The sequence below is a fragment of the Nonomuraea rubra genome, assembly GCF_014207985.1.
Taxonomy (GTDB): Bacteria; Actinomycetota; Actinomycetes; order Streptosporangiales; family Streptosporangiaceae; genus Nonomuraea; species Nonomuraea rubra.
The window spans coordinates 7,775,091-7,799,694 of the sequence record NZ_JACHMI010000001.1 but is presented as its reverse complement, the minus strand read 5'-3'; the positions used below and the strand labels follow the sequence as shown (position 1 = coordinate 7,799,694).

18 protein-coding genes are annotated in these 24,604 nt (G+C 74.7%); 7 read left to right on the top strand and 11 right to left on the bottom strand.

What is annotated here, in order from left to right; translation table 11 throughout:
• Positions 1-255: 255 nt before the first annotated feature.
• Positions 256-1,728, top strand: a complete 1,473-nt coding sequence (locus HD593_RS35450) for a helix-turn-helix domain-containing protein (protein ID WP_379478828.1) — start codon at positions 256-258, stop codon at positions 1,726-1,728.
• A gap of 3 nt (positions 1,729-1,731) precedes the next feature.
• On the opposite strand, the gene HD593_RS35445 is transcribed toward HD593_RS35450, so the two are convergent.
• On the bottom strand, positions 1,732-2,613 hold the full coding sequence (locus HD593_RS35445) for a diacylglycerol/lipid kinase family protein (protein WP_185106287.1): 882 nt from the start codon (positions 2,611-2,613) through the stop codon (positions 1,732-1,734).
• Positions 2,614-2,857: 244 nt separating this feature from the next.
• Between HD593_RS35445 and HD593_RS35440 the strand changes: the two genes are divergently transcribed.
• Genes HD593_RS35440 through HD593_RS35425 form a run of 4 tightly spaced genes read left to right on the top strand, consistent with a single transcriptional unit; the run spans position 2,858 to position 5,137 of the window.
• Positions 2,858-3,403, top strand: a complete 546-nt coding sequence (locus HD593_RS35440; protein WP_185106286.1) for a DUF2271 domain-containing protein — start codon at positions 2,858-2,860, stop codon at positions 3,401-3,403.
• A gap of 1 nt (position 3,404) precedes the next feature.
• Entirely contained in the window at positions 3,405-4,289 is an 885-nt protein-coding gene (locus HD593_RS35435; protein ID WP_185106285.1) for an FAD:protein FMN transferase, read from the top strand.
• Positions 4,286-4,801 (top strand): ferric reductase-like transmembrane domain-containing protein, encoded by a 516-nt coding sequence (locus tag HD593_RS35430; RefSeq protein ID WP_185106284.1) that lies wholly within the window; start codon positions 4,286-4,288, stop codon positions 4,799-4,801. Before HD593_RS35435 ends, HD593_RS35430 begins: the two co-directional genes overlap by 4 nt.
• 27 nt (positions 4,802-4,828) lie before the next feature.
• Complete coding sequence (locus tag HD593_RS35425; RefSeq protein WP_185106283.1) at positions 4,829-5,137, top strand: ferredoxin reductase domain-containing protein; 309 nt, start codon at positions 4,829-4,831, stop codon at positions 5,135-5,137.
• Here HD593_RS35425 and HD593_RS35420 read toward each other — a convergent pair.
• Complete coding sequence (locus HD593_RS35420) at positions 5,032-5,901, bottom strand: AfsR/SARP family transcriptional regulator (protein WP_185106282.1); 870 nt, start codon at positions 5,899-5,901, stop codon at positions 5,032-5,034. The genes HD593_RS35425 and HD593_RS35420 overlap by 106 nt on opposite strands.
• Before the next feature lie 218 nt (positions 5,902-6,119).
• Here HD593_RS35420 and HD593_RS35415 point away from each other — a divergent pair, with 218 nt between their 5' ends.
• Both HD593_RS35415 and HD593_RS35410 read left to right on the top strand, forming a co-directional pair.
• Positions 6,120-7,715: an FAD-dependent monooxygenase gene (locus tag HD593_RS35415; protein ID WP_185106281.1), complete on the top strand. Its 1,596-nt coding sequence runs from the start codon at positions 6,120-6,122 to the stop codon at positions 7,713-7,715.
• Positions 7,702-8,547 carry a cyclase family protein gene (locus HD593_RS35410; RefSeq protein ID WP_185106280.1) on the top strand — a complete coding sequence of 282 codons (846 nt, stop codon included), beginning with the start codon at positions 7,702-7,704 and terminating at the stop codon, positions 8,545-8,547. Before HD593_RS35415 ends, HD593_RS35410 begins: the two co-directional genes overlap by 14 nt.
• Before the next feature lie 35 nt (positions 8,548-8,582).
• Here HD593_RS35410 and HD593_RS35405 read toward each other — a convergent pair whose 3' ends face one another.
• Genes HD593_RS35405 through HD593_RS35365 form a run of 9 tightly spaced genes read right to left on the bottom strand, consistent with a single transcriptional unit; the run spans position 8,583 to position 24,541 of the window.
• Positions 8,583-8,957 (bottom strand): hypothetical protein, encoded by a 375-nt coding sequence (locus HD593_RS35405; protein ID WP_185106279.1) that lies wholly within the window; start codon positions 8,955-8,957, stop codon positions 8,583-8,585.
• On the bottom strand, positions 8,954-10,435 hold the full coding sequence (locus HD593_RS35400) for a hypothetical protein (RefSeq protein WP_185106278.1): 1,482 nt from the start codon (positions 10,433-10,435) through the stop codon (positions 8,954-8,956). The genes HD593_RS35405 and HD593_RS35400 overlap by 4 nt, the downstream gene beginning before the upstream one ends.
• Positions 10,435-10,935: an acyl-CoA thioesterase gene (locus HD593_RS35395; RefSeq protein WP_246546880.1), complete on the bottom strand. Its 501-nt coding sequence runs from the start codon at positions 10,933-10,935 to the stop codon at positions 10,435-10,437. Before HD593_RS35395 ends, HD593_RS35400 begins: the two co-directional genes overlap by 1 nt.
• The gene (locus HD593_RS35390) at positions 10,908-12,458 is read right to left on the bottom strand and encodes an MFS transporter (protein WP_185106277.1); all 1,551 of its coding nucleotides are present in this window, start codon (positions 12,456-12,458) and stop codon (positions 10,908-10,910) included. The genes HD593_RS35395 and HD593_RS35390 overlap by 28 nt, the downstream gene beginning before the upstream one ends.
• Positions 12,455-13,393: an AfsA-related hotdog domain-containing protein gene (locus HD593_RS35385; RefSeq protein ID WP_185106276.1), complete on the bottom strand. Its 939-nt coding sequence runs from the start codon at positions 13,391-13,393 to the stop codon at positions 12,455-12,457. The genes HD593_RS35390 and HD593_RS35385 overlap by 4 nt, the downstream gene beginning before the upstream one ends.
• The gene (locus HD593_RS35380) at positions 13,390-14,142 is read right to left on the bottom strand and encodes a thioesterase II family protein (RefSeq protein ID WP_185106275.1); all 753 of its coding nucleotides are present in this window, start codon (positions 14,140-14,142) and stop codon (positions 13,390-13,392) included. Before HD593_RS35380 ends, HD593_RS35385 begins: the two co-directional genes overlap by 4 nt.
• Positions 14,143-14,146: 4 nt before the next feature.
• Complete coding sequence (locus tag HD593_RS35375) at positions 14,147-17,089, bottom strand: type I polyketide synthase (protein WP_185106274.1); 2,943 nt, start codon at positions 17,087-17,089, stop codon at positions 14,147-14,149.
• Positions 17,082-22,835 (bottom strand): type I polyketide synthase, encoded by a 5,754-nt coding sequence (locus tag HD593_RS35370; RefSeq protein ID WP_185106273.1) that lies wholly within the window; start codon positions 22,833-22,835, stop codon positions 17,082-17,084. The genes HD593_RS35375 and HD593_RS35370 overlap by 8 nt, the downstream gene beginning before the upstream one ends.
• A complete protein-coding gene (locus HD593_RS35365) occupies positions 22,832-24,541 on the bottom strand; it encodes a fatty acyl-AMP ligase (protein ID WP_185106272.1) in 1,710 nt (569 codons plus the stop codon). The genes HD593_RS35370 and HD593_RS35365 overlap by 4 nt, the downstream gene beginning before the upstream one ends.
• Positions 24,542-24,604 lie beyond the last annotated feature (63 nt).

Genomic DNA, 24,604 nt, shown 5'->3' with positions numbered 1-24,604 from the left:
TTCACTCCTTTGTCGTCCCCTGGGGCTCACGCCGAGTCTCTGCCCTGGCGACCACCGCCAAACAGTCCGAAGAGTGGAGAAGAACAGCGAATCTTCTGCTCACGTGCATTACCAACGGGTATTCAGTAGTGAAGAAATCGCAACTTTTACCGTTGGCCTAGACCAATCGAGCGCCGGGAACGCCCGGCGCGACACCGGCAACCGAGACCGCGCGAAGGCTAGAAAATGGGCCGAATTTCTGTCTAAGATTCCGGCATGGCCTCCTTGCTGGGCGAAGAACCGCTGTCTTTGACGCAGGAGCTTGATCTGATCGCGTTTGGCCAGCGCCTGCGCCACCTGCGCAAACAGCGCGGCCTGACCCTGTCCGACCTCGGCTCGCGCGTCGGCAGGGCGCCCAGCCAGCTCTCCCTGCTCGAGAACGGCAAGCGCGAGCCCAAGCTCTCCCTGCTCAAGTCGCTGGCGACCGCCCTGGGGGTCCCGGTCGAGGAGCTGCTGCGCCGCCAGCCGCCCAACCGCCGCGCGCAACTGGAGATCGCGCTGGAGGAGGCCCAGCGCGACCCCGTCTACGCCGGGCTCGGCCTGCCCCGTCTGAAGGTCTCCGCGCGCGTCCCGAACGACGTCCTGGAGCACCTCCTCGGCCTGTACGGCGAGCTGCGCGCCCGCCAGGCCCGCGGCACCGCCACCCCGGAGGAGGCCAGGGCCGCCAACGCCGAGCTGCGGCGCAGGCAGCGGGAGGTGGGCAACTACTTCCCCGACATCGAGAAGGCCGCCGCCCAGGCGCTGGAGGCGGTCGGCTACCGTACGGGCGCCCTGTCGCAGAGCACGATCCAGGGCCTGGTCACGCACTTCGGCTACACCGTGCACACCGCCCAGGACCTGCCCCGCTCCGTACGCTCCATCACCGACCTGCGCAACCGGCGCATCTACGTCAAGCACGAGCAGCTCGGCATGCACACGCCGCGCACGATCCTGCTCCAGACGCTCGGGCACCTGGCGCTCGGCCACGACAAGCCGCGCGACTTCGCCGACTTCCTGCGCCAGCGCACCGAGGCCAACTACTTCGCCGCCGCCGTGCTCGTCCCCGAGAAGGCCGCCGCCCTCTACCTCCAGGAGGCCAAGTCCGACCGGGCGCTGTCGGTGGAGGACCTGCGCGACGTGTTCGCGGTGTCGTACGAGATGGCCGCCCACCGCTTCACCAACCTCGCCACCCACCACCTCGGCCTGGTCTGCCACTTCGTGCGCAACGACGCCGGCGGCACCATCTACAAGGCCTACGAGAACGACGGCATCGTCTTCCCCGCCGACGAGCAGGGTGCGATCGAGGGTCAGCGGATGTGCCTGCAGTGGTCGGGGCGGCAGGTGTTCGCCTCGCCCGACCGGTTCTCGGTGTACTACCAGTACTCCGACTCGCCCACCGGCACGTACTTCTGCGTGGCGCACGTCGATCCGTCGCGCGAGCGGGACTTCGCGATCACGCTGGGGGTGCCGTACAAGGAGTCGCGCTGGTTCAGGGGCCGGGAGACCACCCACCGCACCAAGTCCGGCTGCCCGAACGGCGACTGCTGCCGGCGGCCGCCCGCCGAACTGGCCGAGCGCTGGGAGGGGTACGCCTGGCCGTCGGCCCGCGCCAACTCCCACGTGCTGGCCGCGCTGCCGCCCGGCTCGTTCCCCGGCGTGGACGAGGCCGACGTGTACACGTTCCTGGAGCGGCACGCCGCCGCAACCTGAGCGTCAGTCATCGGGCAGGCAGACGGTCAGCGCGCCCGCGGCCACCTCGGCCTTGAACCGGGTGGTGTGCCCGCGCTCGCCGCCGTCGAGCTCGAACCTCAGCGGGCGGCCGAAGCGGGCCGAGACCTTCCTGGCGCGCGAGACCCGGACGAGCGGCGAGCCGTCGGAGCGGCCCGTGGCCATCCTGGCGAGCACCCGCGCCCACTGCACCGGGCCCTGGGCGGTGGTGAGGCCCACCTCCAGCCAGCCGTCGTCCGGCCGGGCGTCGTCGAACGCCTCGACGCCGGCGGCGATCGTGCTGACGTTGCCCAGCAGCAGGCAGCTCGCCCTGCCCTCGAACCAGGTGGCCCCGTCCAGCTTGATCTTCATCGGCACGCGCGGCCCGCCGACGTGCCGTACGGCCGCCCTGAAGTAGCTCAGCTTGCCGAACCGCCGCTTGGCCCGCCCGTCCACGTCGGCGATCATCTCGGCCTCGAACCCGGCCCCCGCCATCACCGCGAAGTGCTCGCCGTTCAGCACGCCCAGGTCCAGCTTCTCGCGCCGCCCGTGGAAGCCGATGCGCACGGCCCCTTCCAGGTCGGCGGGGATGCCGAGGTTGGCGGCGAACAGGTTCGCGGTGCCTGCCGGGAGGATGGCCATCGGCACGCCCGAGCCCGCCAGCGCGTCGGCGCAGCGCTGCACCATGCCGTCGCCGCCCCAGACGAACACCAGCTCGGCCCCCGCGTCGAGCGCCTTGCGCACCTTCTTGCCGGCCTTCCTGCTCTTCGACACCTCGTGCCAGAGGACGTCGCCGACGTCCTGCTCGGCGAGGAGCACGCGCAGGGCGTCCAGGCCCGCGCCCAGGGACTTCTTGCGGTGTGCCACGACGGCCACGATGGGGGGCATGGGCTCGCGACTACCCCCGGCGCGTGCGGATATCCCTCGTGCACGATCGTCGTCCCGCCACGAAAGTGGGTAGTGTTGATGCACACTATCCATTCGGAAAGGGCAACCATGTCCGAGCGGACGAGCCGGCTGATCGTGCCGATCGGCGTCATCACCGGAGTGGCCACGACCGCGAGCGACCGCGGCCTACCTCGCCTACCGCCCCGAGCCGCCGCCCGCCTCACCCGCGGGCCTCACCTGGTCGGTGCCGGTCACCGGCCGCGTGGGCCTGGTCCGCATCGACTATCAGCTCAACCGGTTACCCCGCCTGGCCAGCAACCAGCTCGCCATCTGGATCGAGGACGCGCGGGGGCGTTGCGTGCGCACCCTGTTCGCCACCAGCTTCACCGCCAACGGCGGCTTCGAGCGCAGGCCCATGTCGCTGCCCCTGTGGCGGCAGGCGTCCGGCTGGGAGTCGGCCACCGACAGCGAGGTCAGGGCCGCCGGCCGGCCCGCCCAGGAGAGCGGCAGGCAGAGCGTCTACTGGGACACCACCGACCGCAGCGGCAAGCCGGTGCCGCCGGGTTCGTACACCTATCGTGTGGAGGGCAATGTGGTGTGGGAGAAACGGGTGCTGTTCACCGGCTCCATCGAGGTGGGGGACACGCCGCACGCCTCCCTGGCGCGGGTGGAGTTCCTGCCGGCGGACACCGGGCAGGAGCCCGCGCTCGTCGCCGACGTCCGCGCCGGCTACTCCCCGGGCCAGGGGCTGCCCGCCGGGGCCGTCACGACGTTCACGAGAGGGTCCTGAGGTGAAGGTCCTGCGCGATCGGGTGATGGGCACCGACCTCATGCTCGTCCTGCCGCCGGGGGAGCACGCCGCGGTGCTGGAGTGGCTGCGCACGGTGGAGCGCACCTTCAGCCGGTTCGACCCCGGCAGCGACACCAGCCGCGTGAACGCGGGCGGCGCGGTCGTCGTCTCCGAGCTGTTCCTGGCGGCGCTCGACGAGGCCTGCGGCTACCTCGGCGCGACCGGCGGGCTGTTCAGCCCGTTCCTCGGCGCCGAGCTCGCCCGGCTCGGCTACGACACCGACTTCGCGCTGGTGGGGACGCCCGACGTCGCCGCCGCGCCGCTCCCCATGGGAGTCCCCGCCGTGCACCTCGACCACGACCGCCGCACCGTGACGCTCTCGCCCGGCCTCGCGGTCGACCTCGGCGGGTTCGTCAAGGGGTGGAGCGTGCAGCGGGCCGCGGAGGCGCGGCGCGAGGGCGGGCGGGTGCCGTACGGGATGATCGACGCCGGCGGGGACCTGGTCGCCTGGCGGCCGGAGGGGGGCAGGCCGTGGCGGATCGGCGTCGAGCACCCGCTGCGCGAGCGGCCGGTCGGCACGCTGGAGCTGCCCGCGGGCACGGCGGCGGTGGCCACGAGCAGCGTCGTGCGGCGCAGCTGGCGCGACCGGGCCGGCACCGTCCTGCACCACATCGTCGACCCGCGCACCGGCGAGCCGGCCGCCTCCGACTGCGCGCAGGCCACCGTCATCACCGCGGACCTGGCCGCCGCCGAGGTGTACGCCACCTGCCTCATCCTGCTCGGCACCCGCGAAGGGCCGGACTGGCTGGCCGGGCAGGACCCGGACGCGCGCTGGATCACCGTCGGCCGCGACGGCCGGGTACGCTCCTCGGCGGCCCTGTCATGACCCGCGTCCTGATCGCGGCAGCCGTCTCCTTCCTCCCGCTGCTGCCCCTCGCGCTGCGCGCCTCCGACCTCGGCGACGTGGCCAACCTGATCGGCCTGGCCGGCACGCTCGTCAGCTGGTGGCAGGTGCTGCTCGGCGTGCGCCAGATCTCCCACCGGCTGGGGGACGACCGGCTGGCCTTCATCATGTTCCTGGTGCTCTGGCTGACCAGCACGCTGGCGCGCTACCTGGTCAGGCACCGGGTCTGGCGGTACGCGCACTACCTGTCCTACCCGCTGCTGGCGCTGGTGTTCGTGCACTCCTGGGGGCTGGGGAGCTTCCTGGCGGAGACGCCGTGGCTGCAGGCGTACTGGCTGGGGCTGGCCGTGGTGTTCGCCGGGGTGGTGGTGTGGCGGGGGTCGGTGCCGCGGTGGGCGGTGCCGTACCGGCTGGAGCGGGCCGAGCGGCTGCGCGCTCTCGGGCCGGGTGCGGTCGTCCACCTCGCCGGCCCCTACGGCACGTTCACCCGCTAAGCCCTGACCGGGGCCCGCCGGCCTGCGGTGCTGATCGCGGGCGGCATCGGCGTGACCTCCTTCGTGGAGCTGGTGCGCCAGGGCGATGACCTGCCCCTGTCGCTCGTCCACGTGGTGGCCTCGCCGCAGGAGGCGGTGTCCGGCGCGGAGCTGCGCCACCGCCTCGGCGAGCGCTACCAGGAGGTCGTACGCCCCCACCGGCCCGCCATCCCGGTCACGCCGCGCGCCCGCTACTTCATCTGCGGCAGCCCCCGCTTCGTCGACACCACGGCCGCGGGCCTGCGGGCGAGCGGCGCGCGCAGGGACCAGCTGTACATCGGGCGGTTCGACTGCTGATCGGCGGGCGCGTGCCCCGCGTCCGCCAGGATCCCGTGCTGGAGCCGCCTGGCCTCCGCCGAAGGCTCCAGCCCGAGCTCCTCGTCCAGGATCCTGCGCAGGTCGTGGTAGGCGAGCAGGGCCTCGCCGCGCCGCCCGCACCTGCACAGGCACTCGATGAGCCGCAGGTGGTACCACTCGTTGAGCGGGTTCCTGGCGATCAGCGTGCGCAGCTCCGCCACCAGCTCCCGATGGTGGCCGAGCCGCAGATCCGCCTCCAGCCGCAGCTCGACGGCGCGGTTGCGGATCTCCTCCAGGTACGTGAGATGCCGGGCCACGACCGGCCCCGGCGTGACGTTGGCCAGCGCGCGCCCCCGCCACAGGCTCAGCCCGTCACGCAGCCGCCGCGCCGCCTTCTCGGCCGCGCCCGAGCTCATGAGCTGCCGCCCCTCGGCGACCGAGTCGGCGAACGCCTCCGCGTCGAGCTGCCCGGGCTCGACCCGCAGCAGGTACCCGGTCGGCTCGGTGACCAGCATGTCGGCCACCGCGCGGGTGGCGGGCTGGGCGGCCAGCGCCGAGCGCAGGTTGTAGACGTGCGTGCGGATCGCGCCGACCCCCCCGCCGCGACCCTCCCACAGCTCCTCGGCGAACGTCTCCACGTCCACCACCTCGTTGGCCCGGAGCAGCAGCAACGCCAGGACCTGGCGTGCCTTCCGGCCCTTGGGCAGAGCAGAATCGGCTTCCGTGCGCACTTCCAGCGGACCGAGAACATTGAATTTGATCATCAAGTGCTCAATTCCCCGTCATTTGCGTACTCTCGAGAGAGAGCCGTTCTGTCGGATGGTACGACGGCCATCCCGATCCACCTCGGTGCCCGGCGGCACAGGCTGTCCGAAAGCGGAAGACGAATGTTTCCTTCGGCACATGAGCTGACCCGTTAGATCCGGCCGCTGTCACCCTTCGCTGGAGTCGCCCGGGACCACCCCCTGCCTACGGTGGCGCGGTGGACACCGAGAAGATCTCCCTGCCCGTCCTGGTCGTGGGCGCCGGCCCCACCGGACTGGCTCTCGCGACAGAGCTCCGCAGGCAGGGCATCACCTGCCGGATCATCGACCGTTCCCTCGACAGGCCCGCCCACCAGGCCAGAGCCGTGGCGATGTGGCCCGGCGCGCTGGACGTCCTCGCCCGGCACGGCACGGCCGACGGCGTGATCGCCGCCGGCCTCCGGATGGGCGCCGCCCGCTACTGGTCGGGCTCCAGGAACGTGGCGACCGTGCGCCTCGGCGACTGGCACAACGGCGGCCCGACCATGCTGGGCATCACGCAGCCCGCCGTCGAGGCCGTCATGGCCGCCAGGCTGCGCGAGCTCGGGGTGGCGGTGGAGTGGCGTACGGAGCTCGTCGGGCTCACCGGCCACGGCGACCACGTCGGCGTCCGGCTCGACGGCCCCGGCGGGCTCGAAGAGCTCACCGCCGCGTACGTGGTCGGCTGCGACGGCGCCCACAGCACCGTCCGCGAGCTGTCCGGCATCCCCTTCGCGGGCACCACCTACACCCAGAGCTTCATCCTCGGCGACGGCCACGTCTCCAGCGCCGTCCCGCGCGGCGAGGCGCACTACCACCTGCACCCCGACGGCGTGCTCGTGCTGGTGTCGCTGCCGGGCGGCGGCCTGCGCGTGTTCGCCGACGCCGGCCGGGCCGGCAGGCTCGACTCCGCGCCGAGCGCCGAGGAGCTGCAGCGGCTGGCCACCGAGCGCGCCCCCTACCCGGTGCAGATCAAGGACCTGACGTGGAGCACCCGCTTCCCCGTGCACATGCGCCAGGCCGCCGCCTACCGGGCCGGCCGCTGCCTGCTGGCCGGCGACGCCGCCCACGTGCACAGCCCGGCGGGCGGCCAGGGCCTCAACACCGGCATCCAGGACGCCGCCAACCTCGGCTGGAAACTCGCCCTCGTCCTCAACGGGCACGGCGACGCCGACCGGCTGCTGGACAGCTACCAGGCCGAACGCTCGCCGGTGGCCGCGCAGGTGCTGCGCGGCGCCCACCAGCAGACCCGGCTGTGGACCGTACGCTCCCCGATCGGCCGCCTCCTGCGTGACGGGCTGCTCGGCCTGCTCGGCTCCACCGGGGCGCTGGAGCGCCGGTTCATCCCCAACCTGGCGCAGGACGATCTCGACTACCGCAAGAGCCCCGTGGTCGGGCCGCGGGGCGGGCGGCGAGCGATCGGCGCCCGCGGCCTGCCGGACGTCACGGTGACCCCGCTGCGCGGCGACGGCGCGCCGGTGCGGCTCGGCGAGCTGCTGGCCGACCCGAGGCACACCCTGCTGGTGATGCCGGGGGTGGATCCGCTCAAGGTGCTGCCCGGGCTGGAGCCGATGGCCGATCGGGTGGTGGCGCGGGTGCTGGTGTCCAAGGGGAGTGCTTACGGGGAGCCGTACCGGGTGCCTGGTGGCTTCGCGGGGCAGGGGCCGTTGCGGGGAGCGAAGCTCGTGCTGGTCCGGCCTGACGGGTATGTCGCCGATGCCACCACCGGGGAGGACGTCGCCGCGCTGGTGGCGCCGCTGGCCGGTCGGGGGAGGTCGCCTCGTGTGCGCGCCTGAGACGATCATGGCGGCGCTGGAGGGCGAGCCGCGGCCGGCCGGCAGGCGGCAGGTGTTGCGCGGGGCGCTGGCCGGTCTGTTCGGGGCCGGCGCGCTCGCCCTGCTGCCCCGGCGGGCCGAGGCCGCGAGCGGGGTGCGCGCCTCCCGCGTCCTGGACCTGACGCACCCGCTCGGCCCCGACTTCCCGGTGTTCGAGATGTACGTGCGCAAGCCCGCCCGCCGCCAGGTCATGTTCGAGGACGTGATCGGGTTCAACACCGCCGAGTGGACGCTCAACGAGCACACCGGGACGCACATGGACGTCCCCGCCCACTCCAGGAAGGGCCTGCCCACCGCCGACCAGGTGCGGCCCGAGGACCTCGTCGCCCCGCTGTGCGTCGTCCGCATCGCCGAGCGCGCCGCCCGCGACAACATCACCGAGCTCACCGTCAAGGACCTGCGCGAATGGGAACGCAGGAACGGCCCCATCCCCGACCGGGCCTTCGTCGCCCTCGACAGCGGCTGGTACAGGAGGGTCGGCGACGCCGCGGCGTACCTGCAGTTCGACGCGCTCGCGCAGGTGATGCGCTTCCCCGGGATCAGCCCCGAGGCGGCCGACTTCCTGATCAACCAGCGTTCCATCGTCGGCTTCGGCACCGACACCAGCAGCCTCGACGTCGGCACCCGCCGCGAGCCGCTCGTCCACCGGATGTTGCTGACCACGGGCAGGTACGGGCTGGAGAACCTGGCCGCGCTCGACACCGTGCCCGAACGGGGAGCGCAGCTGGTCGTGGGCGCGGCGAAGCTGCGCGGCGGCTTCGGCGCGCCCGTCAGGGCTCTGGCGCTGCTGTAAGGCGAGGGCCCCATCCGGGCGCCCTCGCCTCTTCTTCACGAGGTGACCAGGACGGTCAGCGGGATGACCTCCTCACCCGCGGCCCCGGACACGCGTACCGAGACCTCCCACACCCCGTCCATCGTGAACAGCTCGCCCGCCGCCCGGAACCGGCCCGGCGCCAGGCGCCGAGCCGTCGCCTCCGGGGTGATGTGTCCCATCTGCGGCATCGTGGCCGTGACCACGACCGCCTCGGCCTCGCCCCTGTCCACGACGATGTCGGCCGTGTCGCTCCCGTCGATCGTCAGCGTGACGGCATAACGCGTGCCCGCGCCCTGCGCCGACACCGGGCCGGGCCGCGACAGGCAGCCGACGGCGACGGTCATGGCCGCCGCGGCCAGGCAGGCGCCGGCCAGGAGGCGTCTCATCACGTCTCGCCCTCCGTCCCGACCGTGATGGTGAAGGGCACGGTCTCGACGGTGGAGCCGGTCGCGTACTGCGCCCAGGCGAGGTAGGTGCCCGGGGCGGGGAAGCTGAAGGTGAACGTCAGCGCGGACGTGCGGGTGGGCGTGGCGTGCACGTGACCGAGGAAGCCGCCCTCCCTGTCGCGCACGATCAGGTGGCCGGGCATGCCGAGCCACGGCTGGAGACGGCCCCTCGTACGGACGCCGATGGTGGTGGGACGGCCCGCCACCGGCCGCGGCGGGACGATCACCGACGCTCCGGGCGGGGAAGCCGCCACCGGGGCCGCCTGAGTGCCTGCGGCGACCTCGAACGCGCCGGTGACGAGCTGGCCGCCGGAGTCCGCCCGTTCCAGCTCGGCGTAGGCGAGGTGGCGGCCGGGGCGGTCGGCGCGCAGGCGTACCGCGAGCCTGCCCGGGCCGAGCCTGACGGGGTGGAGGTGGCGGAAGTACGCGCCGTCGGCGCTGGTCACCACCAGGTGGGCCAGGGCCTCGTGATGGAGGACGAGGTCGTCCACCGGGCGGCCCGTGGAGCCGTCCACGAGGTCGACCAGCAGCGTGAACTCCGTCCCGGCCGCCGGTCGCGCCGGCTGCGTGCTCAATCTCCCGACCAGGTACGGCCGCCCGCCCGCGCCTCCTGGCTCGGCCATGGAAGCGCCGCTACCGGACTCCGCCATGGGGGCGCTGCCATCGGGAACGGGCTCGGCCTGAGGAGCGGCACGGCGGGGGACGGGCTCGGCCCCCGGTGCGGCGCCGTCGGGGACGGGCTCGGGGAGCTGCGGGGACAGCACCGCCACGGTGAGCGCCACCACCCCCACCAGCGCGCCCGCGCGTACGGCCACGGCGGGGCCGCGTCGCGACATCCCGCCCGTCAGCAGCCCGCCCACCACCAGGAGCCCCGCCGCGTAGAACCCACCGTGGATGACCAGCTCCCACGGCGACGTCGCCGGGACCAGCACGCGGACCGGCAGCACCGAGCGCTCCGCGGGCGTCCGCATCTCCAGCTCGTGCGGCCCCGCCCGGAACACCTGCATGCTCACCCGGTACGGGCCCGCCCGGCCCGCCGCCAGCCGCACCGACGCGCGGGTCGCCCGGCCGGTCTCGGTGGAGCGCATCGTCAGCTCGACCGGGAGGTCGGGGACCGGGTGGAACGCCTCGATCTCCACGACGGCGGGCGCGGGCGTCCTGTTCACGCCCCGTACCGTGATCGTCAGCTCGGCACCGGCGATCGTCTGCGCGATCCGCAGGTCGGCACCGGGGGCGACCACGTGCGCACCGGCCGGCGCCGACCCTAGCGTCAGGAGGAGGAGAAGCAGCGGCAGCAGGAGGAAGAGCCGCGGCCGGAGGAAGGGCAGCAGCCAGAGGGGCAGCGGCCGGACGGGCAGCGGCCGGAGGGGCGGCAGCGGCTGGAAGTGGGGCCGCTGCAGCCGGAAGGGCGGGATCCGCATCAGTGCAGATAGCGCTTGAGGAAGGTGCGCTCCGGGATGGTGAAACGCCGTGGTTTGGCGGTGTGCGGGTCGAAGGCCATGATCGTGGAGCGGGCCTCGGCGAACACCCCCTCGTCCGAGCAGATCTCCGCGGCCAGTTCGCAGCTGACCCGGTTCACCTTCGTCACCCACGACTCGATCCGCACCGAGCCGTGCCGGAACCTGAGCGGCCTGCGGTAGTCGACCTCGTGCCGCACGATCGCGACCCCTACGGCGGGCAACCCGCTGCGGTCCTCGGGCGGTGTGCCCGCGTAGTCGAGGAAGAGGGCGATCCGGGCGTCCTCCAGGTACTCCAGGAAGCGCACGTTGTTCACGTGGCCGTGGGCGTCGATGTCGGAGAAGCGCACCTGGCGGTGGTAGACGTGCCGCCTGGGCGTGTGCCGCACCTCGATCGGGCGGGCGGGGGCCGTGAGCTGGGTGACGGCCTCGGTCATCAGACTCTTGATCGCGTGGGTGTCCATGGTGCTCCCGGTCGTTGGAGTGAAGGTCGTCGGGTGGTCATGGAGCGGTAGGGGATCAGGGTGAGCGCCGCCACCGCGGCGGCGCCGAGCGCAGGCAGGAGCGCGGTGCCCACCCCGGCTCTCCCGAACCCCTCGGCCGCCCACAGGGTGGCGGCCAGAGCGGGGCCCAGGACGTAGCCGAGGCCGCGCGCGAACTGGAGCCGGCCGGCGGCACGGTCGAGCGCGCCGCCGGTCATGACCAGGGAGTGGGCGGGGCCGCCGTACAGGCCCATCCCGGCACCCACCACGGCGAGCCGCAGCGCCACCTCGGCGGCGGACCACGCGGGGGAGAGGGGCAGCAGGAGCAGCAGCCCGAGAGCGGCCAGCGCGGCGCCGGCCAGAGCGACGGCCCGGGGGCCAAACCGGCCGGTCAGGCGGGTGCCGATCGCGGCGCCCGCGATGAGCGCGACCGGCAGGCCCGTCACGGTCAGGCCCACCAGCGGCAGTGCGGACTGCATCACCTGGCCCTGGAAGAGGAAGAACGGGCTCAGGACGATGACCAGCGCGTCGATCGTGGCCAGCATCGTGACGGCGAGCAGGGCGGGGGCACGGGCGGCCGGGGTGCCGGTGGGTGCGGCTCTTGATGGGGAGATCGCGGTGTTGGTCTGTGCGGTCGTCGGCAAGGAGACGGTGGTGTTGGTCTGTGCGGTGGTTGGTGAGGAGACGGTGGTGTCCGCGAACGCAGCCGTTGATGAGGCCGTCGCGGGGTTGGAAGTCGCGGACGCACGAGCGCTCGGCCGGGGGCCGGGGATGCGTGTGATGAGGGCGAGGAGGCAGAGCGGGACGGGCAGGAGGAGCAGGGCGCGCCAGCCGAGCGGGCTCACCAGCCCACCGCCCGCCGCCGCCCCGGCGAACCCGCCGAGCGTGGCGCAGACGGCCGCGACCGCCAGCCCGCCGACGCTGCCGTCCCGCCGCCCACCCGCCTTCCCGGACGCGCGCGTTGCGCCGAGCTCCACCGCACCACGCCCCGCCGCCCCGGCGCCCGCAAGCTCCGCCCCCGGGTCGCGCTCCACCGACCCGGGGCTGGACACGGCGTTGCGGCCCGGGCTGGGCACGGCGTTCCGGACCGTGATAGGTACGGCGTTCCGGTTCGTGCCCGGCACCGTACCCTGGCCCTCACCGGACACGGCCAGGACGGTGGTCAGGACTGTCAGGAGAGCGGCGAAGGCGGCCAGCACCAGGCGTCCGGCCAGCAGCGTGCCGATCTCGGGCGCCAGCGCGCACACCACCGAAGCCACCCCGAAACCGCCCACCCCCCACACCATCGCCCGCCGAAGCCCCACCCCCCGCAGGGACCGCCAGGCGAAGGGAACGAACACGACGGCTGCGAGGGCGTAGCCGAGCACGGCCCAGCGGCTGACCGCGAAGGAGACGCCGAGGTCGCGTTCGATCGCGGGCAGGGCGACGTTCCCGGAGCTCAGGGTGAGCGTCAGGGCGAAGGCGATCAGCCCGGCGGCCGCGACCGGGGAGCGCAGGCGGCTCATGCCGGGTACGGCCCGAGCTCGATGCCCGCCGACGCGAGCCGCTTGCCGTACTGGTGCAGCTCCACCGCGACGGTGACGCGCCCGCCGGCCGCCCCCGTCACCTCGGCCGAGCACTCCAGCAACGCCCCGAACTCGCCGAACGACCCGAACGTCGTCGTGCAGCCGAGTACGGCGGCGACCGGCGAGGGCAGCTCCCCGGCCCGCACCGCCGCGACCACCGCCGACTGCCGGAAGCCCTCGACGATGAACGGCCCGGGCACGTGGTCGTAGGCGTGGTCGAAGTAGGAGGGATGGCTGGTGTCGATCACGTACGGGAAGCGTTCCCCGTCCCCGATGACCACGTTGCGCCGATCGCGGCGGCCGACCAGCGCCGGGTCCAGCGGCGTGACGGCGGACGCGGCCGGGTCCGGCGGCGGCTTGCTCGCCTGCTGGAACTCGCGCAGTGCCGCGTAGTCCGCCTTGCCGAAGAAGACCACGTCCCCGTTGAAGCTCATGGCGGTGGAGGAGCCGATCGTCAGCTCCCCGGACAGCGTCAGGTCGCCCAGCTCGCCGCCCTTGGACTTGTCGTTCACCTGGTAACGCAGGACCCCCTGCAGCGGCGACCGCTCGTCGTCGCGGTACGCGGCCAGGTCGTGCACGCGGAACTGCCACCGCAGCAGGCTGAACGGCAGCCCGACGGGCACCCCGAAGTACCGGTGCAGCACGACGAACGACCCCTGCCGGGCCGCCTCGGCCGTGGAGAACGGGTCATGGAAGGGGACGAGCCGGTCGAACCAGAGGCTGTGCGCGCGCGGCACCTGCACGGCCACCAGGAAGTCGCCGTCCGGCCCCGGGGCGGAGTCGGTGACGAACACCTCGCCCACGGCCTGCCTGTGGGCCAGCGAGCGCGGCACCGTCTGGTCGAAGGTCAGCTTTCCGTACGGGTCAGAGGTCACGACGAACTCCTCGTCAGAGCGTGGCGGGGCGCCAGGCACCGCCAGAGCGTGTCCAGCACCGGGCGTTCGGCGGCGTCGAGGTAGAAGTGGCCGCCGGGGAAGCGGGCGGAGGCGAACGCGCCGCTGGTGTGGCGGCGCCAGGCGGACAGCTCGGCCTCGGACACCGTCGGGTCGTCCGTGCCGCCGAGCGCCGTGATCGGGCACGACAGCGGGGGCCCGGGCCGGAACACGTAGGAGACGGCCAGCTCCAGGTCGGCGCGCAGCACCGGCGCGAACAGCCGCAGCAGCTCGGGCGAGTCGCGCAGCGCCGCCGGGATGCCCTGGTAGACGCGGTCCACGGCGTCGATCAGCTCCTCGTCGCCGTCCGGCAGGGTCAGCGGGTACGGCGTGGCGGGCGTGGCACGGGCGGAGACCACGAGGTGCTCGGGCGCCCGCCCGGCCAGCGTCAGCGCGCGCCCCACCTCGAAGGCCAGCAGCGCGCCCAGGCTGTGCCCGAACAGCGCCACGGGCCCCGGCACCTGGTCGAGCACGGCGTCGGTGATCTCGGCGACGAGCGGGCTCCACTGCCGGGCGAACGGCTCGCTCACCCGGGTGGCGCGGCCGGGCAGCGTCGCCCCCCACACCTCCACGTCCGGGGCCAGGCCGGCCACCCAGCGGCGGAACATGCCCGGCTGCCCGCCGGAGTGCGGGAAGCAGATCAGGCGCAGCGCGGCGGCGGGGTTCTCGCCGAGGCAGGCCAGTGCGGTCATGGGCTCAGCTCTCCTTCGCGATCATGGCGGCCAGGTCGAGCGCCGTGCCGCCGTGCATGACGCGGAGCAGCGCCTGCAGCGGCACCGTGACGCCGAGCTCGCTCTCCGCCCGGCCCTTCAGCTCGACGATCACCAGCGAATCGAGGGCGAAGTCCGCCAGCGGCCGGTCCTCGGGCACCTGCTCGACGTCGTCGAGGCCGAGGGCGTCGGCGATGCGGCGCCGTACGAACAGGGCGATCGTGGCGGCGCGCTCGGCCTGCGGCACGGCCGTGCCCAGGTCGGCCCGCTGCGTGGCCTCTCCCAGCCAGTGGCGGCGGCGCTGCCAGGGATAGGCGGGCAGCGGGACGTCGGCGGGCGGGGCGCCGAGCACCGCCTCCCAGTCCACGTCCAGGCCGGCGCGGTAGAGGTCGGCCAGCGAGCGGTCCAGGGTGGCGGACGCCGGCTGGCCGCGCCGCAGGCTGCCCACGGCCCGGTAGCGGACACCGGCCTCCTCCAGCGTCTCGCCGAGGTCGCGCAGCAGCACCGGATGCGGGCCGAGCTCCACGAACACCGTCACCCCGGTGGCGGCGATCGCGGAGACCGCGGAGGAGAAGCGCACGGCGTCGCGCAGGTTGCGCCCCCAGTGGGCCGCGCCGAGCTGTCCGGGCTGGACCAGGGCGCCGGTCACGGTGGAGTACATCGGCACCGTGCACGGGCCTGGGCGCAGGTCCGCGAGCTCGGCGGCCAGGCGTTCGTCCTGGCCGTCGAGCATCGGGCTGTGGAAGCCGTAGCGGCTGGGGAGCCTGCGCACGTTCGCGCCGAGCCGCTCGGCGGCGTCGCAGACGGCCACCACGGCCTGCCGCTCGCCGGCGACGACGGTGGAGCGCGGCCCGTTCACAGCGGCGACCCCCACCCGGCCTCCGGCGGCGATCAGCTCGCGGACCCGGTCGGGTGGCAGCGAGATGCTCGCCATGGCGCCGCCCGCCGCGCCCTCCTCGGCCCGCCGCGCCCGGCGCAGCAGCAGGTCGAACGCCTGGGCGCGGTCCAGCGCCCCGGCCGCGTACGCCGCGGTGACCTCGCCCATGCTGTGTCCGGTCACCGCCGACGGCTCGACCCCCCAGGACCGCCACAGCGCGGCAAGCCCGAGCTGCAACGCGCCGATCGCCACCTGCGCGACCTCCGTCTCGTGCAGCCGGCCGCCGTCGGCGAGCTGCTCCAGCACGGACCAGCCGGCCAGCTCCCGTACGACGGCGTCGCACTCCGCCACCTCCGCCGCGACCACCGGCTCGCGCCGCAGCAGCTCGGTCCCCATGCCGGCCCACTGCGAGCCCTGGCCGCTGAAGACGAACGCCACCCGGGGCGGCCGCGGCGGCACCGCCGGAGCCCCGCCGTCCACCTCGCCCAGCTTCGCCACGAGCTCGGCCGGGCCGGCGGCCGTCAGGCACAGCCGGTGCGCCAGGTGCGTGCGCCGGGTGCCCGCCGCCGCGCACACGGCCGCGGCCTGCGCCGGGTCGCAGCCGTCCAGCCGCTCCGCGTACGCCCTGGCCAGCGGGGCCAGCGCGGCCGGGTCGCGGGACGACAGCGGCAGCACGAGCTTGCCCAGCGTGGCGGCGCCCGCGGGCGGGGGCGGCGGCGCCTGCACGATCGCGTGGGCGTTCGCGCCGCCGAACCCGAACGAGCTGACCGCCGCCAGCGGCGCGTGCTCGCCACGGGCCAGGCCGGTGAGCGCGGCCGGGGCCGACAGCCTGCTGCCGGCCAGGTCGATCTCGGGGTTCAGCCGCCGCAGGTGCACGTTGGGCGGCACCTGCCCGTGCTCCAGCACCAGCATGGCCTTGATCAGGCCGGTGACGCCCGCGGCGGCCTCCTGGTGGCCGAAGTTCGTCTTCACCGAGCCGAGCGCGCACGGCAGGGAGCCGTCGCCGTACACCTCGCGCAGCGCCTCCACCTCGATCGGGTCGCCCAGCGGCGTGCCCGTTCCGTGCGCCTCGATGTAGGTGACCTGCTCCGGCCGTACGCCCGCGTCGCCGAGGGCGCGGCGCAGCAGGTCCGCCTGGGCGCGCGGGTTGGGCGCCGTCAGGCCGTTGGTGCGGCCGTCGTGGTTGGCCGCCGTACCGCGGATCACCGCGCGCACGCGCCTGCCCGCGGCCAGCGACTCGCGGGTGAGGACGAGCACGCCGCACCCCTCCGCGCGGATGATCCCGTCGGCCGCGGCGTCGAACGTACGGCACCGCCCGCCCGGCGCCAGCGGCAGCACCTTCTCGGTGACCAGCGTGGAGACGGGGTTGAGGATGATGTTGACGCCGCCGGCCAGCGCGATGTCGCACTCGCCCTGCCGCAGCGCCCGCACCGCCAGGTGGACGGCCATCAGGGACGAGGAGCAGGCGGTGTCCACGGCCAGGCTGGGTCCGCGCAGGTCCAGGAGGTAGGACAGGCGGTTGGCCAGCACGCTGTGGGCGCCGCCCGGGGCCGTGTAGGTGTTGATCACGGCCGGGTCGTCGTACTGGAGGGTGAGGTAGTCGCTGTTGTAGACGCCCAGGAACACGCCGGTGCCGGCACGCTGCAGCGTCTCCAGCGGCAGGCCCGCGTCCTCCATCGCCTCCCAGGCCACTTCCAGCACGAGCCGCTGCTGCGGGTCCAGCTTGGCCGCCTCGGCGGGCGAGATGCCGAAGAAGCCGGCGTCGAACCCGTCCACCTCGGTCAGCAGCCCGGCCCAGCGGCCGTTCTCGGCGCGGTCGGCCGGCTCGGGGCGGTGGCCGTCGAGCGTGTCGACCGACGGCGTGACGGCGTCGACGCCGTCGCGCAGCAGGTTCCAGAACGCCTCCAGGTCCGCCACGTCGCCCGGCAGGCGCACGCCCGCGCCGAGCACCGAGATCGGCTCGCGGGCCGCGCACACGGCGGCGGCCAGGCGGGCCCGGGTGTCGCGGAGCTGCAGCAGGGCGCGTTCCAGGAGTTTGCGCTGGTCAGTCATGCCGTCCTCCCTTCAGGTCGAGCTCCTCGGCCAGCAGTGCGGCCAGCTCGTGCTCGTCGAGCGCGGCCAGCTCGCCGGGCACGCCCGGCTCGTCGCCCGCGTCCTCATCGCCCGCCAGGTCCTGTGCGGCGGCCGTGTCTAGTACGGCGGCCATGTTGTGTACGGCGGCCGGGTCCGGGGCGGCGGGGCGTTCGGCGGTGATGCGCTGGGTCAGGCCGTCGGCCAGGGCTTCCACGGTCGGGAAGGTGTAGACGACGGTGGCAGACAGCCGCAGGTCCAGCCCGGTCTCCAGGCGGGTGCGCAGCTCCATGGCCATCAGCGAGTCGAAGCCGAGCTCCTGCAGCGGGGCGGAGGTGTCCAGGCTCTCGGGGGTCTGGCCGAGGACCGCGCCCACCTGCTCCAGCAGGAAGCGGCGCAGGACGTCCAGACGGGCGGCGGCCCCGGTGGCGGCCAGCGCGGCCTTCTTGACGGCGCCGCGCTCCGCGCCCGCCGCCGGCCGGTCGGCGCTCACCTGCCCCTCCAGCATGCGGGCCAGGTCCGGGCCCAGCCCGGCCCTGCCGAACGCCGCCCAGTCGAACGCCGCCGCCACCAGGTGCCGACGGCCGCTGCCGAGGGACTCCTCCAGCAGGTCCAGCGCGACCTCGGGGGACAGCGGCGGCAGGCCGCGCGCCGCCAGCCGTTCGACGCCGCCGGCCGCCACCGCCAGGCCGGTGCCCGACCAGGTGCCCCAGTCGATGCTCTGCGCGGGCAGGCCGAGTGCGGCCCGGTGCTCGGCCAGGCCGTCCAGGAACGTGTTCGCCGCCGCGTAGGCGCCCTGCCCCGGCGAGCCGAACAGGCCGGCCAGCGACGAGAACAGAACGAAGTGCTCCACCGGCAGGTCCGCCGTCAGCGTGTGCAGGTTCCAGGCGCCGGCCGCCTTGCCCGCCAGCGCGCGGTGCAGGAGGCCGTCGTCGAGCGTGGCGACCAGCGCGTCCTCCAGCACGCCCGCCAGGTGGAACACCCCGGCGAGGTCCTCGGGGAGCGCCCTGGCGAGCTGCCCGGCGTCGGCCAGGTCGGCGAGCTCCACCCTGACCTCGGTCCCCGCCTCCCGCAGCTCGTCCAGCACGGCCCGCGCCTGGGGGCCGGGCGCGGTGCGGCCGGTCAGGACGAGCCTGCGCGCGCCCCTCTCCACCAGCCGGCGCGCCACGTGCAGGCCGAGCGCGCCGAGGCCGCCGGTGATCAGGTACGGGCGGCCGGGCCTGATCGGCGCCGGGTCGCCGGACCCCGCCGGGGCCGGCACGAGCTTCGGCTCCAGCAGGGCGCCGTCGCGTACCCGGATCTGTCCCGGGGTGTCCTGCGCCCGCAGCGCCGTCACCAGGGCGTCGAGGTCGGCCCGCGTGGGCGAGCCGGGCAGGTCCGCCAGCGTGGCGGCCAGTTCGGGATGCTCGTTGGCGATCACCCTGCCGAGGCCCCACACCACCGACCCGGCCGGGCCCGCCGTCAGCAACCACAGCCGCGGCGGCTGCCCGAGCCACGCCCGCCGGACCAGGTCCCGCGCCAGCCGCAGCGCCTCGGACGCGCGTCCGTGCAGCACCTCCGTCGCGCGGTCGTGCAGTGGTCCCACGTGCTCGTGCGTCGGTGTTGCGGTGTTGTACGCGTGGCCGTTCGGAGCGGGCAGGGTGCTGGTGGCGCGGGTGTCGAGGATGCCGCGCAGGGCGCCGTGCCGGGTGATCGCCTCGTCGATCAGCTCGTCGAGCGGCCGGTCCGCGGCGGCGAGCAGGTACGGCTCGCCCGCCGCCGCCAGCCGTTCCGCCAGCCGTTCGCCCACCGAGGCGGGACCGCTCGCGGGGACCGGGCCGGCGAGCACCAGCCAGGCGCCCCGGGTGGTGACGGCGGGGCCGGGGGTCAGCGGCTGCCAGCGCAGCGTGTAGAGGCGGCCGTCCTCGGCGGCGCGGCGCCGGATCAGGCGGATGCGCAGACCGGACACCACCCAGGCCACCTCGCCCGCCTCCGACCTCACCGTGACGTCGGCGGCCAGCTCGTCGGGGGCGAGCCTGCGGATGACGGCGTGGGCCGTACCGCGCCGCACGGCCTCCCCGCCGCGCGACCACACGCGCCCGGCCCCGGCGGGCAGGGGCAGGACGCGGGCGGGAAGGGCGCCGCCCGCCGCCGCCGCGACCGTGTGGAAGCAGGCGTCGAGCAGGGCGGGGTGCAGCGGTGCGCGGCCGGTGTCGAGCCCGCCGGGGAGCTCGAACGTCGCGACCGCTTCACGGTTGCCCGTACGGAGCCCGGTCAGGCCACGGAAACGCGGGCCGTAGTCCAGCCCGGCCGCCGCCAGCCGCTCGTACAGCTCCGAGACCGGCACCTCGCCCGGCAGGTCGACGGGAGCGGCAGGGGGCGACGGCGGGGTGGTGTCGCCGGAGACGGTGCCGCGGGCGTGGACCACCGGGCCGCCGCCGCGGTCGGAGGTGATGACGAAGGACTGCCGTCCCGGCCCCGACGGGCGCAGGGCGAGCTGGAGCCCGGGGTCGCCGTCGGCCGGGCAGGGGTGTGCGAAGTCCACGTCCTCCAGCGACACCGGCCCGGCACCGGCGGCCTCGCCGTCACGGGCCGAGGCGGCCGCCTGGGCGGCGGTCGCCAGCCAGTAGGCGCCGGGGACCAGCGGCACGCCGTCGGCGACGTGGTCGGCCAGCTCGTGCGCGCCGCCGAGCGACAGCGGCCACAGCCGCAGGCCCGGCTCGGCGCCCACCTTCAGGCGGGCGCCCAGCAGCGCGCCCCCGTGACCTGACGGGACGGTCGCGCCGGGCACGGCGCGCAGCAGGGGAAAGCGCCGCCGATCCCACCCGTGGGGCGGCAGGGGGACGTGGGCCGCGCCGTCGTACAGGGCGTCCCAGGCGATGGCGGCGCCGCCGGTGTACAGGTCGCCGAGGGCGCCGAGCAGGGCGCGGGCCTCGTGCTCGTCGCGCCGTACCGAGGAGATGATCTCGACCGGACGGTCGAGGTGGCCGGCGAGCTCGGCCACCGAGCGGGTGAGCACCGGGTGCGGCGACACCTCCACGAACAGCTCGTGTCCCGCGGCGATGAGCTGCTCCAGCGTGGGCGAGAAGAGCACGGGCTCGCGGACGTTCCGCCGCCAGTAGGCGGGGCCGAGCTCGGGACCGGCCGCGGGCTCCGCCGTGACCGTCGAGTACAGCGGGGTCGTCGCGGGCCCCGGGGCGAGCCCGTCGAGTGCCGCGGACAGCTCGTCCTGCAGCGGCCCGACCTGGGGGCTGTGCGCGGCGAAGTCGACGGCGACCCGCCGGGCGAACACCCCGCGCGCCTCCAGCTCGGCGATCACCTCGTCCAGCGCCGCCGGCTCTCCGGACAGCACCGTGGCGCGCGGGCCGTTGACGGCCGCCACCGACAGCCGGTCGCGGCGGCCGGCCAGGGCGCGGTCCGCCTCCTCGGCGTCCAGCTCGACCAGCGCCAGGCCGCCCTGGCCGGTGAGCCGGGTGAGCAGCCTGCTGCGCTCGCAGACGACGCGGGCGGCGTCCTCCAGCGACAGCGCGCCGGCGACGTGCGCGGCGGCGATCTCGCCCATGCTGTGCCCGATCACCGCGGCCGGCTCGACGCCCCACGCCCGCCACGTCTCGGCCAGCGCCACCTGGTAGGCGAAGAGCGCGGGCTGGACGTGGGCGGTGCCGCGCGGGGTGAGGCCGCGTTCGTCGTCCCAGAGCGGCTCGCCCAGCAGGCGGCTGATCGCCGCGTCGCATCTGCGGATGGCCGCCCGGAAGGCGGGGACGGCGTCGGCGAGCTGCTTGCCCATGCCCTCCCACTGGGCGCCCTGGCCGGGGAAGACGAGCGTGGGGCGCTGGGTCCGGCGCCTGCGCGTGCTCGCCTCGTCAGGGCCCTCCGCCAGTGCGGTCATCGCGGTCGCGAGCTCTTCGGGGGAGGCGGCGACGACGGCGGCGCGGTGGCGGTCGTGGTCGCCGCGCAGCGCCGCCGCCGCGGCCGCCCCGGCCAGCCAGGCCGTGTCGCCCGCCCTGCCGCGCGCCACGGCGGCCAGCGCCGCCGCCCGCCGCCGCAGTGCCGCCTCCGAACGCGCGGAGATCGGGAACAGGTGCAACCCGCCGCCCGAACCGGAAGAGCCGCCGGGGGCCGGCTGGGGAGGTGCCGATGACAGGACGACGTGGGAGTTGGTGCCGCCGAAGCCGAACGAGCTGACGCCGGCCGTGCGCCGAGCCGTCCCCGGCGAGTGGGCCGGGCCGTCAGACGGCCACGGTTCGGTGCGGTCCTGGACGACGACCGGGAGGCGGTCGAGGCCGAGCAGCGGGTTGGGCTTGGTGAAGTGCACGGTCGGCGGCAGTTCGCCGTGGTGCAGCGACAGCGCCGCCTTGATCAGCCCCGCCACGCCCGCCGCCGCCTCCAGGTGCCCGACGTTCGACTTGGCGGAGCCGATCCGCAGCGGCCGCTCCTCCGGCCGGCCCGGGCCGAGGACCGTGGCCAGGGCCGCCACCTCGATCGGGTCGCCGACCGCCGTACCGGTGCCGTGCGCCTCGACGTAGTCGACCGTCGCGGGGTCGATGCCGGCGGCGGCGTACGCCGAGCGCAGCACCTCCTCCTGGGCGGGCCGGTTCGGCGCGGCCAGGCCGTTGGTACGCCCGTCCTGGTTGACGGCACTGCCGTGGATCACCGCGTAGATCCGGTCACCGGCGGCCAGCGCCGCCGACAGCGGCCGCAGCAGCACCACGCCCGCGCCCTCGCTGCGCACGTACCCGTTGGCCCGCTGGTCGAACGGCTTGCACCGGCCGTCGGGCGCCATCAGCCTGCCCTTGCTGAAGCTGAGCGCGATCCGCGGGCTGGTGATGACGTTGACCCCGCCGGCGAGCGCGAGGTCCGCCTCCCCGGCGCGCAGCGCCTGGCAGGCCAGGTGGACGGCCACGAGAGAGGAGGAGCAGGCGCTGTCGACGACCAGGCTGGGCCCGCGCAGGTTCAGGCAGTACGACAGCCGGTTGGCGATGACGCTGAGCGCGGCGCCGGTGCCGTCGTACGCCTCGGGCTCGGCGCCCGAGCTGAGCAGGGACGCGCCGTGGTCGTAGGTGGAGGCTCCGACGAAGACGCCGGCCCGCGCGCCCGACAGGACGGACGCGGGCACGCCGGCGTCCTCCAGCGCCTCCCAGGCGACCTCCAGCAGCAGGCGCTGCTGCGGGTCCATGCGCGCGGCCTCCCGCGCGGAGATCGCGAAGAAGTCGGAGTCGAAGCTCTCCACGTCGTCAAGGAAGCCGCCCCACCGGGTGTTCATCCGGCCGGGCCGGTCGGGGTCGGGGTCGTAGAGCGCCTCGCCGTCCCACCGGCCGGCCGGCACCTCCCGGATGGCGTCCACCCCTTCGCGCAGCGCGTTCCAGAAGCCCGCCGGCCCGTCGGCGCCGGGCAGGCGGCAGCCGATGCCCACGATGGCGACGGGCTCGCCGTGTGCCGCGTCCGGGCGTCCGGCCGGCTGCTCGGCCGGCTGCTCGGCCGGCTGCTCGGCCGGCTGCTCGTCCGGCTGCTCGTCCGGCGAGGTGAGGTACGCGGCCACCGCCTCGATCGTCGGGTAGTCGTAGGCGATCGTCGGCGACAGGGACCGGCCGCTCCACCGTTCCAGATCGCCCGCGAGCTCGACCGACTGCATGGACGAGAGCCCGAGCTGGGAGAACGGCGTGTCGGGCGACAGGCCGGCGACCGGCGCCGACAGCAGCTCGGCCGTGCGCCGCAGCAGCCACTCGACGGTCTCCTGGTGCGTGGTCATGACGCTCCTTCGAGCTGGAGTGCGGGCGCGGCGGCCGTCAGCGTGCCGCGCTCGTAGGCCGCGCGGCAGGCCCGCCGCTGCAGCTTGCCGCTGGACGTCTTGGGCATGGTGCCGGCGGCGATCAGCACGACCTCGTCGACCTGGACGCCGTGCCCGGCGGCGACGGCGGTGCGTACGGCCGGCCCGACCCGCGCGAGCTGCTCCTCGGTCGCCCCTGCCTTGACCTCGGCCACCACGACCAGCGGCGCGTCGCCGAACGCGACCACGCAGCCGCGCCTGACCAGGGGATGCGCCGTCTCGGCCGTCGCCTCCAGGTCCTGCGGGTAGTGGTTGCGCCCGCCGACGATGATCAGGTCCTTCAGCCTGCCCGAGACGAACAGCTCGCCCTCGTGCACGACGCCGAGGTCACCGGTGCGCAGGAACGGCCCCTCGAAGCTGTCGGTCAGGCGGGCGCCGAAGACCTCCGCGGTCTCCTCCGGCCTGCCCCAGTAGCCGTCGGTCACGTCGGGCCCGGCGACCCAGATCTCGCCCACGTGGCCGGGCCGTACCGGGAGGCACGTCTCCGGGTCCACGATCTCCAGCCGGCGCCGTGGGCCTGGACGGCCGGAGCCGACGATGCGGTGATCGCCGCCGGTGACCAGCCGGCCCTCCTGCAGCGCGTCGAGGTGCACGTCCAGCGTGACGGGGCCGCCCCCGACGGGGGAGCCGGTGGCCATCAGCGTCACCTCGGCCAGGCCGTAGCAGGGGTAGAGTGCGCGCGCGTCGAACCCGTGCGGCGCGTACGCGGCGGTGAACGCCTCCAGGGTGCTCGCCCGCACCGGCTCGGCGCCGTTGAACGCGACCCGCAGGCTGCTCAGGTCGAGACCCTGCCGGTCCTGCTCGGGCACGCGCCGCACGCACAGCTCGTACGCGAAGTTCGGCCCGCCCGACACGGTCGCCCGGTAGGCGGAGATCGCCCGCAGCCACCGGACCGGCTGCTGCACGAACGTCAGCGGCGGCATGAGCACGGCCTCGCAGCCCGCGTAGAGCGCGAGCAGCACGTTGCCGATCAGTCCCATGTCGTGGAAGAGCGGCAGCCAGCTCACGATGACCGAGTCCTGGCTGAAGTCGCCGATCTCGTGCAGCAGCCGCTCCTGGGCGAGCAGCGCCCGGTGGCTGACCATGACGCCCTTCGGCGAGGCGGTGGATCCCGAGGTGTACTGGAGGAAGGAGATGCCCGCCGGGTCCGCGGGCACCGGCGAGAAGCCGGTACGGCCCTCGTCGGCCTCATCGGCCCCGATCCACGTCAGCGCCGCGAGTTCGGGGGAGTTGTCGCGGATGAACCGCTCGTACCCGTCGGGTCCGGCGAACAGGACCACGCCGGGCGCGCAGTCCTGCGCGATGGCCCGCAGGTTCGACGTTCCGCGCCGGGCGTCGAACGGCATGGGCGGGAATATCGGGACGGCGATCACGCCCGCGTACTGACAGGCCAGGAACGCGCGGATGAAATCGGCCGAGCCGGGTGCCAGGATCAGCGCGCGCTCGCCCGGCGCGGCGTGTTCGGCGAGCCGGGAGGCCAGCGCGCGGACCTCCAGATCGAGCCGGGCGAAGGTGAGCGAGTGGGATTCACGCTCGCCGTCCGGGAGAAAGCGGTAGACAGTTTTTGCGGCGTTCTCCCGGGCCCGGAAAGCGAGTAACTCCCCGAGGGTCTCTGCAAAGGGAATCATGGGCAGCAATGTAACCAGCCCGGGAAATGCTGAAAATGGCTTTGATCCGGACGTGATCGGGGT

Bases quoted from the DNA above. Each gene is read 5' to 3' on its own strand.
- HD593_RS35420 (WP_185106282.1), bottom strand. From the start codon at position 5,901: ATGATCAAATTCAATGTTCTCGGTCCGCTGGAAGTGCGCACGGAAGCC.
- HD593_RS35395 (WP_246546880.1), bottom strand. From the start codon at position 10,935: ATGGACACCCACGCGATCAAGAGTCTGATGACCGAGGCCGTCACCCAG.
- HD593_RS35365 (WP_185106272.1), bottom strand. From the start codon at position 24,541: ATGATTCCCTTTGCAGAGACCCTCGGGGAGTTACTCGCTTTCCGGGCC.
- HD593_RS35375 (WP_185106274.1), bottom strand. From the start codon at position 17,089: ATGACTGACCAGCGCAAACTCCTGGAACGCGCCCTGCTGCAGCTCCGC.
- HD593_RS35370 (WP_185106273.1), bottom strand. From the start codon at position 22,835: ATGACCACGCACCAGGAGACCGTCGAGTGGCTGCTGCGGCGCACGGCC.
- HD593_RS35390 (WP_185106277.1), bottom strand. From the start codon at position 12,458: ATGAGCCGCCTGCGCTCCCCGGTCGCGGCCGCCGGGCTGATCGCCTTC.
- HD593_RS35445 (WP_185106287.1), bottom strand. From the start codon at position 2,613: ATGCCCCCCATCGTGGCCGTCGTGGCACACCGCAAGAAGTCCCTGGGC.
- HD593_RS35380 (WP_185106275.1), bottom strand. From the start codon at position 14,142: ATGACCGCACTGGCCTGCCTCGGCGAGAACCCCGCCGCCGCGCTGCGC.
- HD593_RS35450 (WP_379478828.1), top strand. From the start codon at position 256: ATGGCCTCCTTGCTGGGCGAAGAACCGCTGTCTTTGACGCAGGAGCTT.
- HD593_RS35400 (WP_185106278.1), bottom strand. From the start codon at position 10,435: ATGCGGATCCCGCCCTTCCGGCTGCAGCGGCCCCACTTCCAGCCGCTG.
- HD593_RS35430 (WP_185106284.1), top strand. From the start codon at position 4,286: ATGACCCGCGTCCTGATCGCGGCAGCCGTCTCCTTCCTCCCGCTGCTG.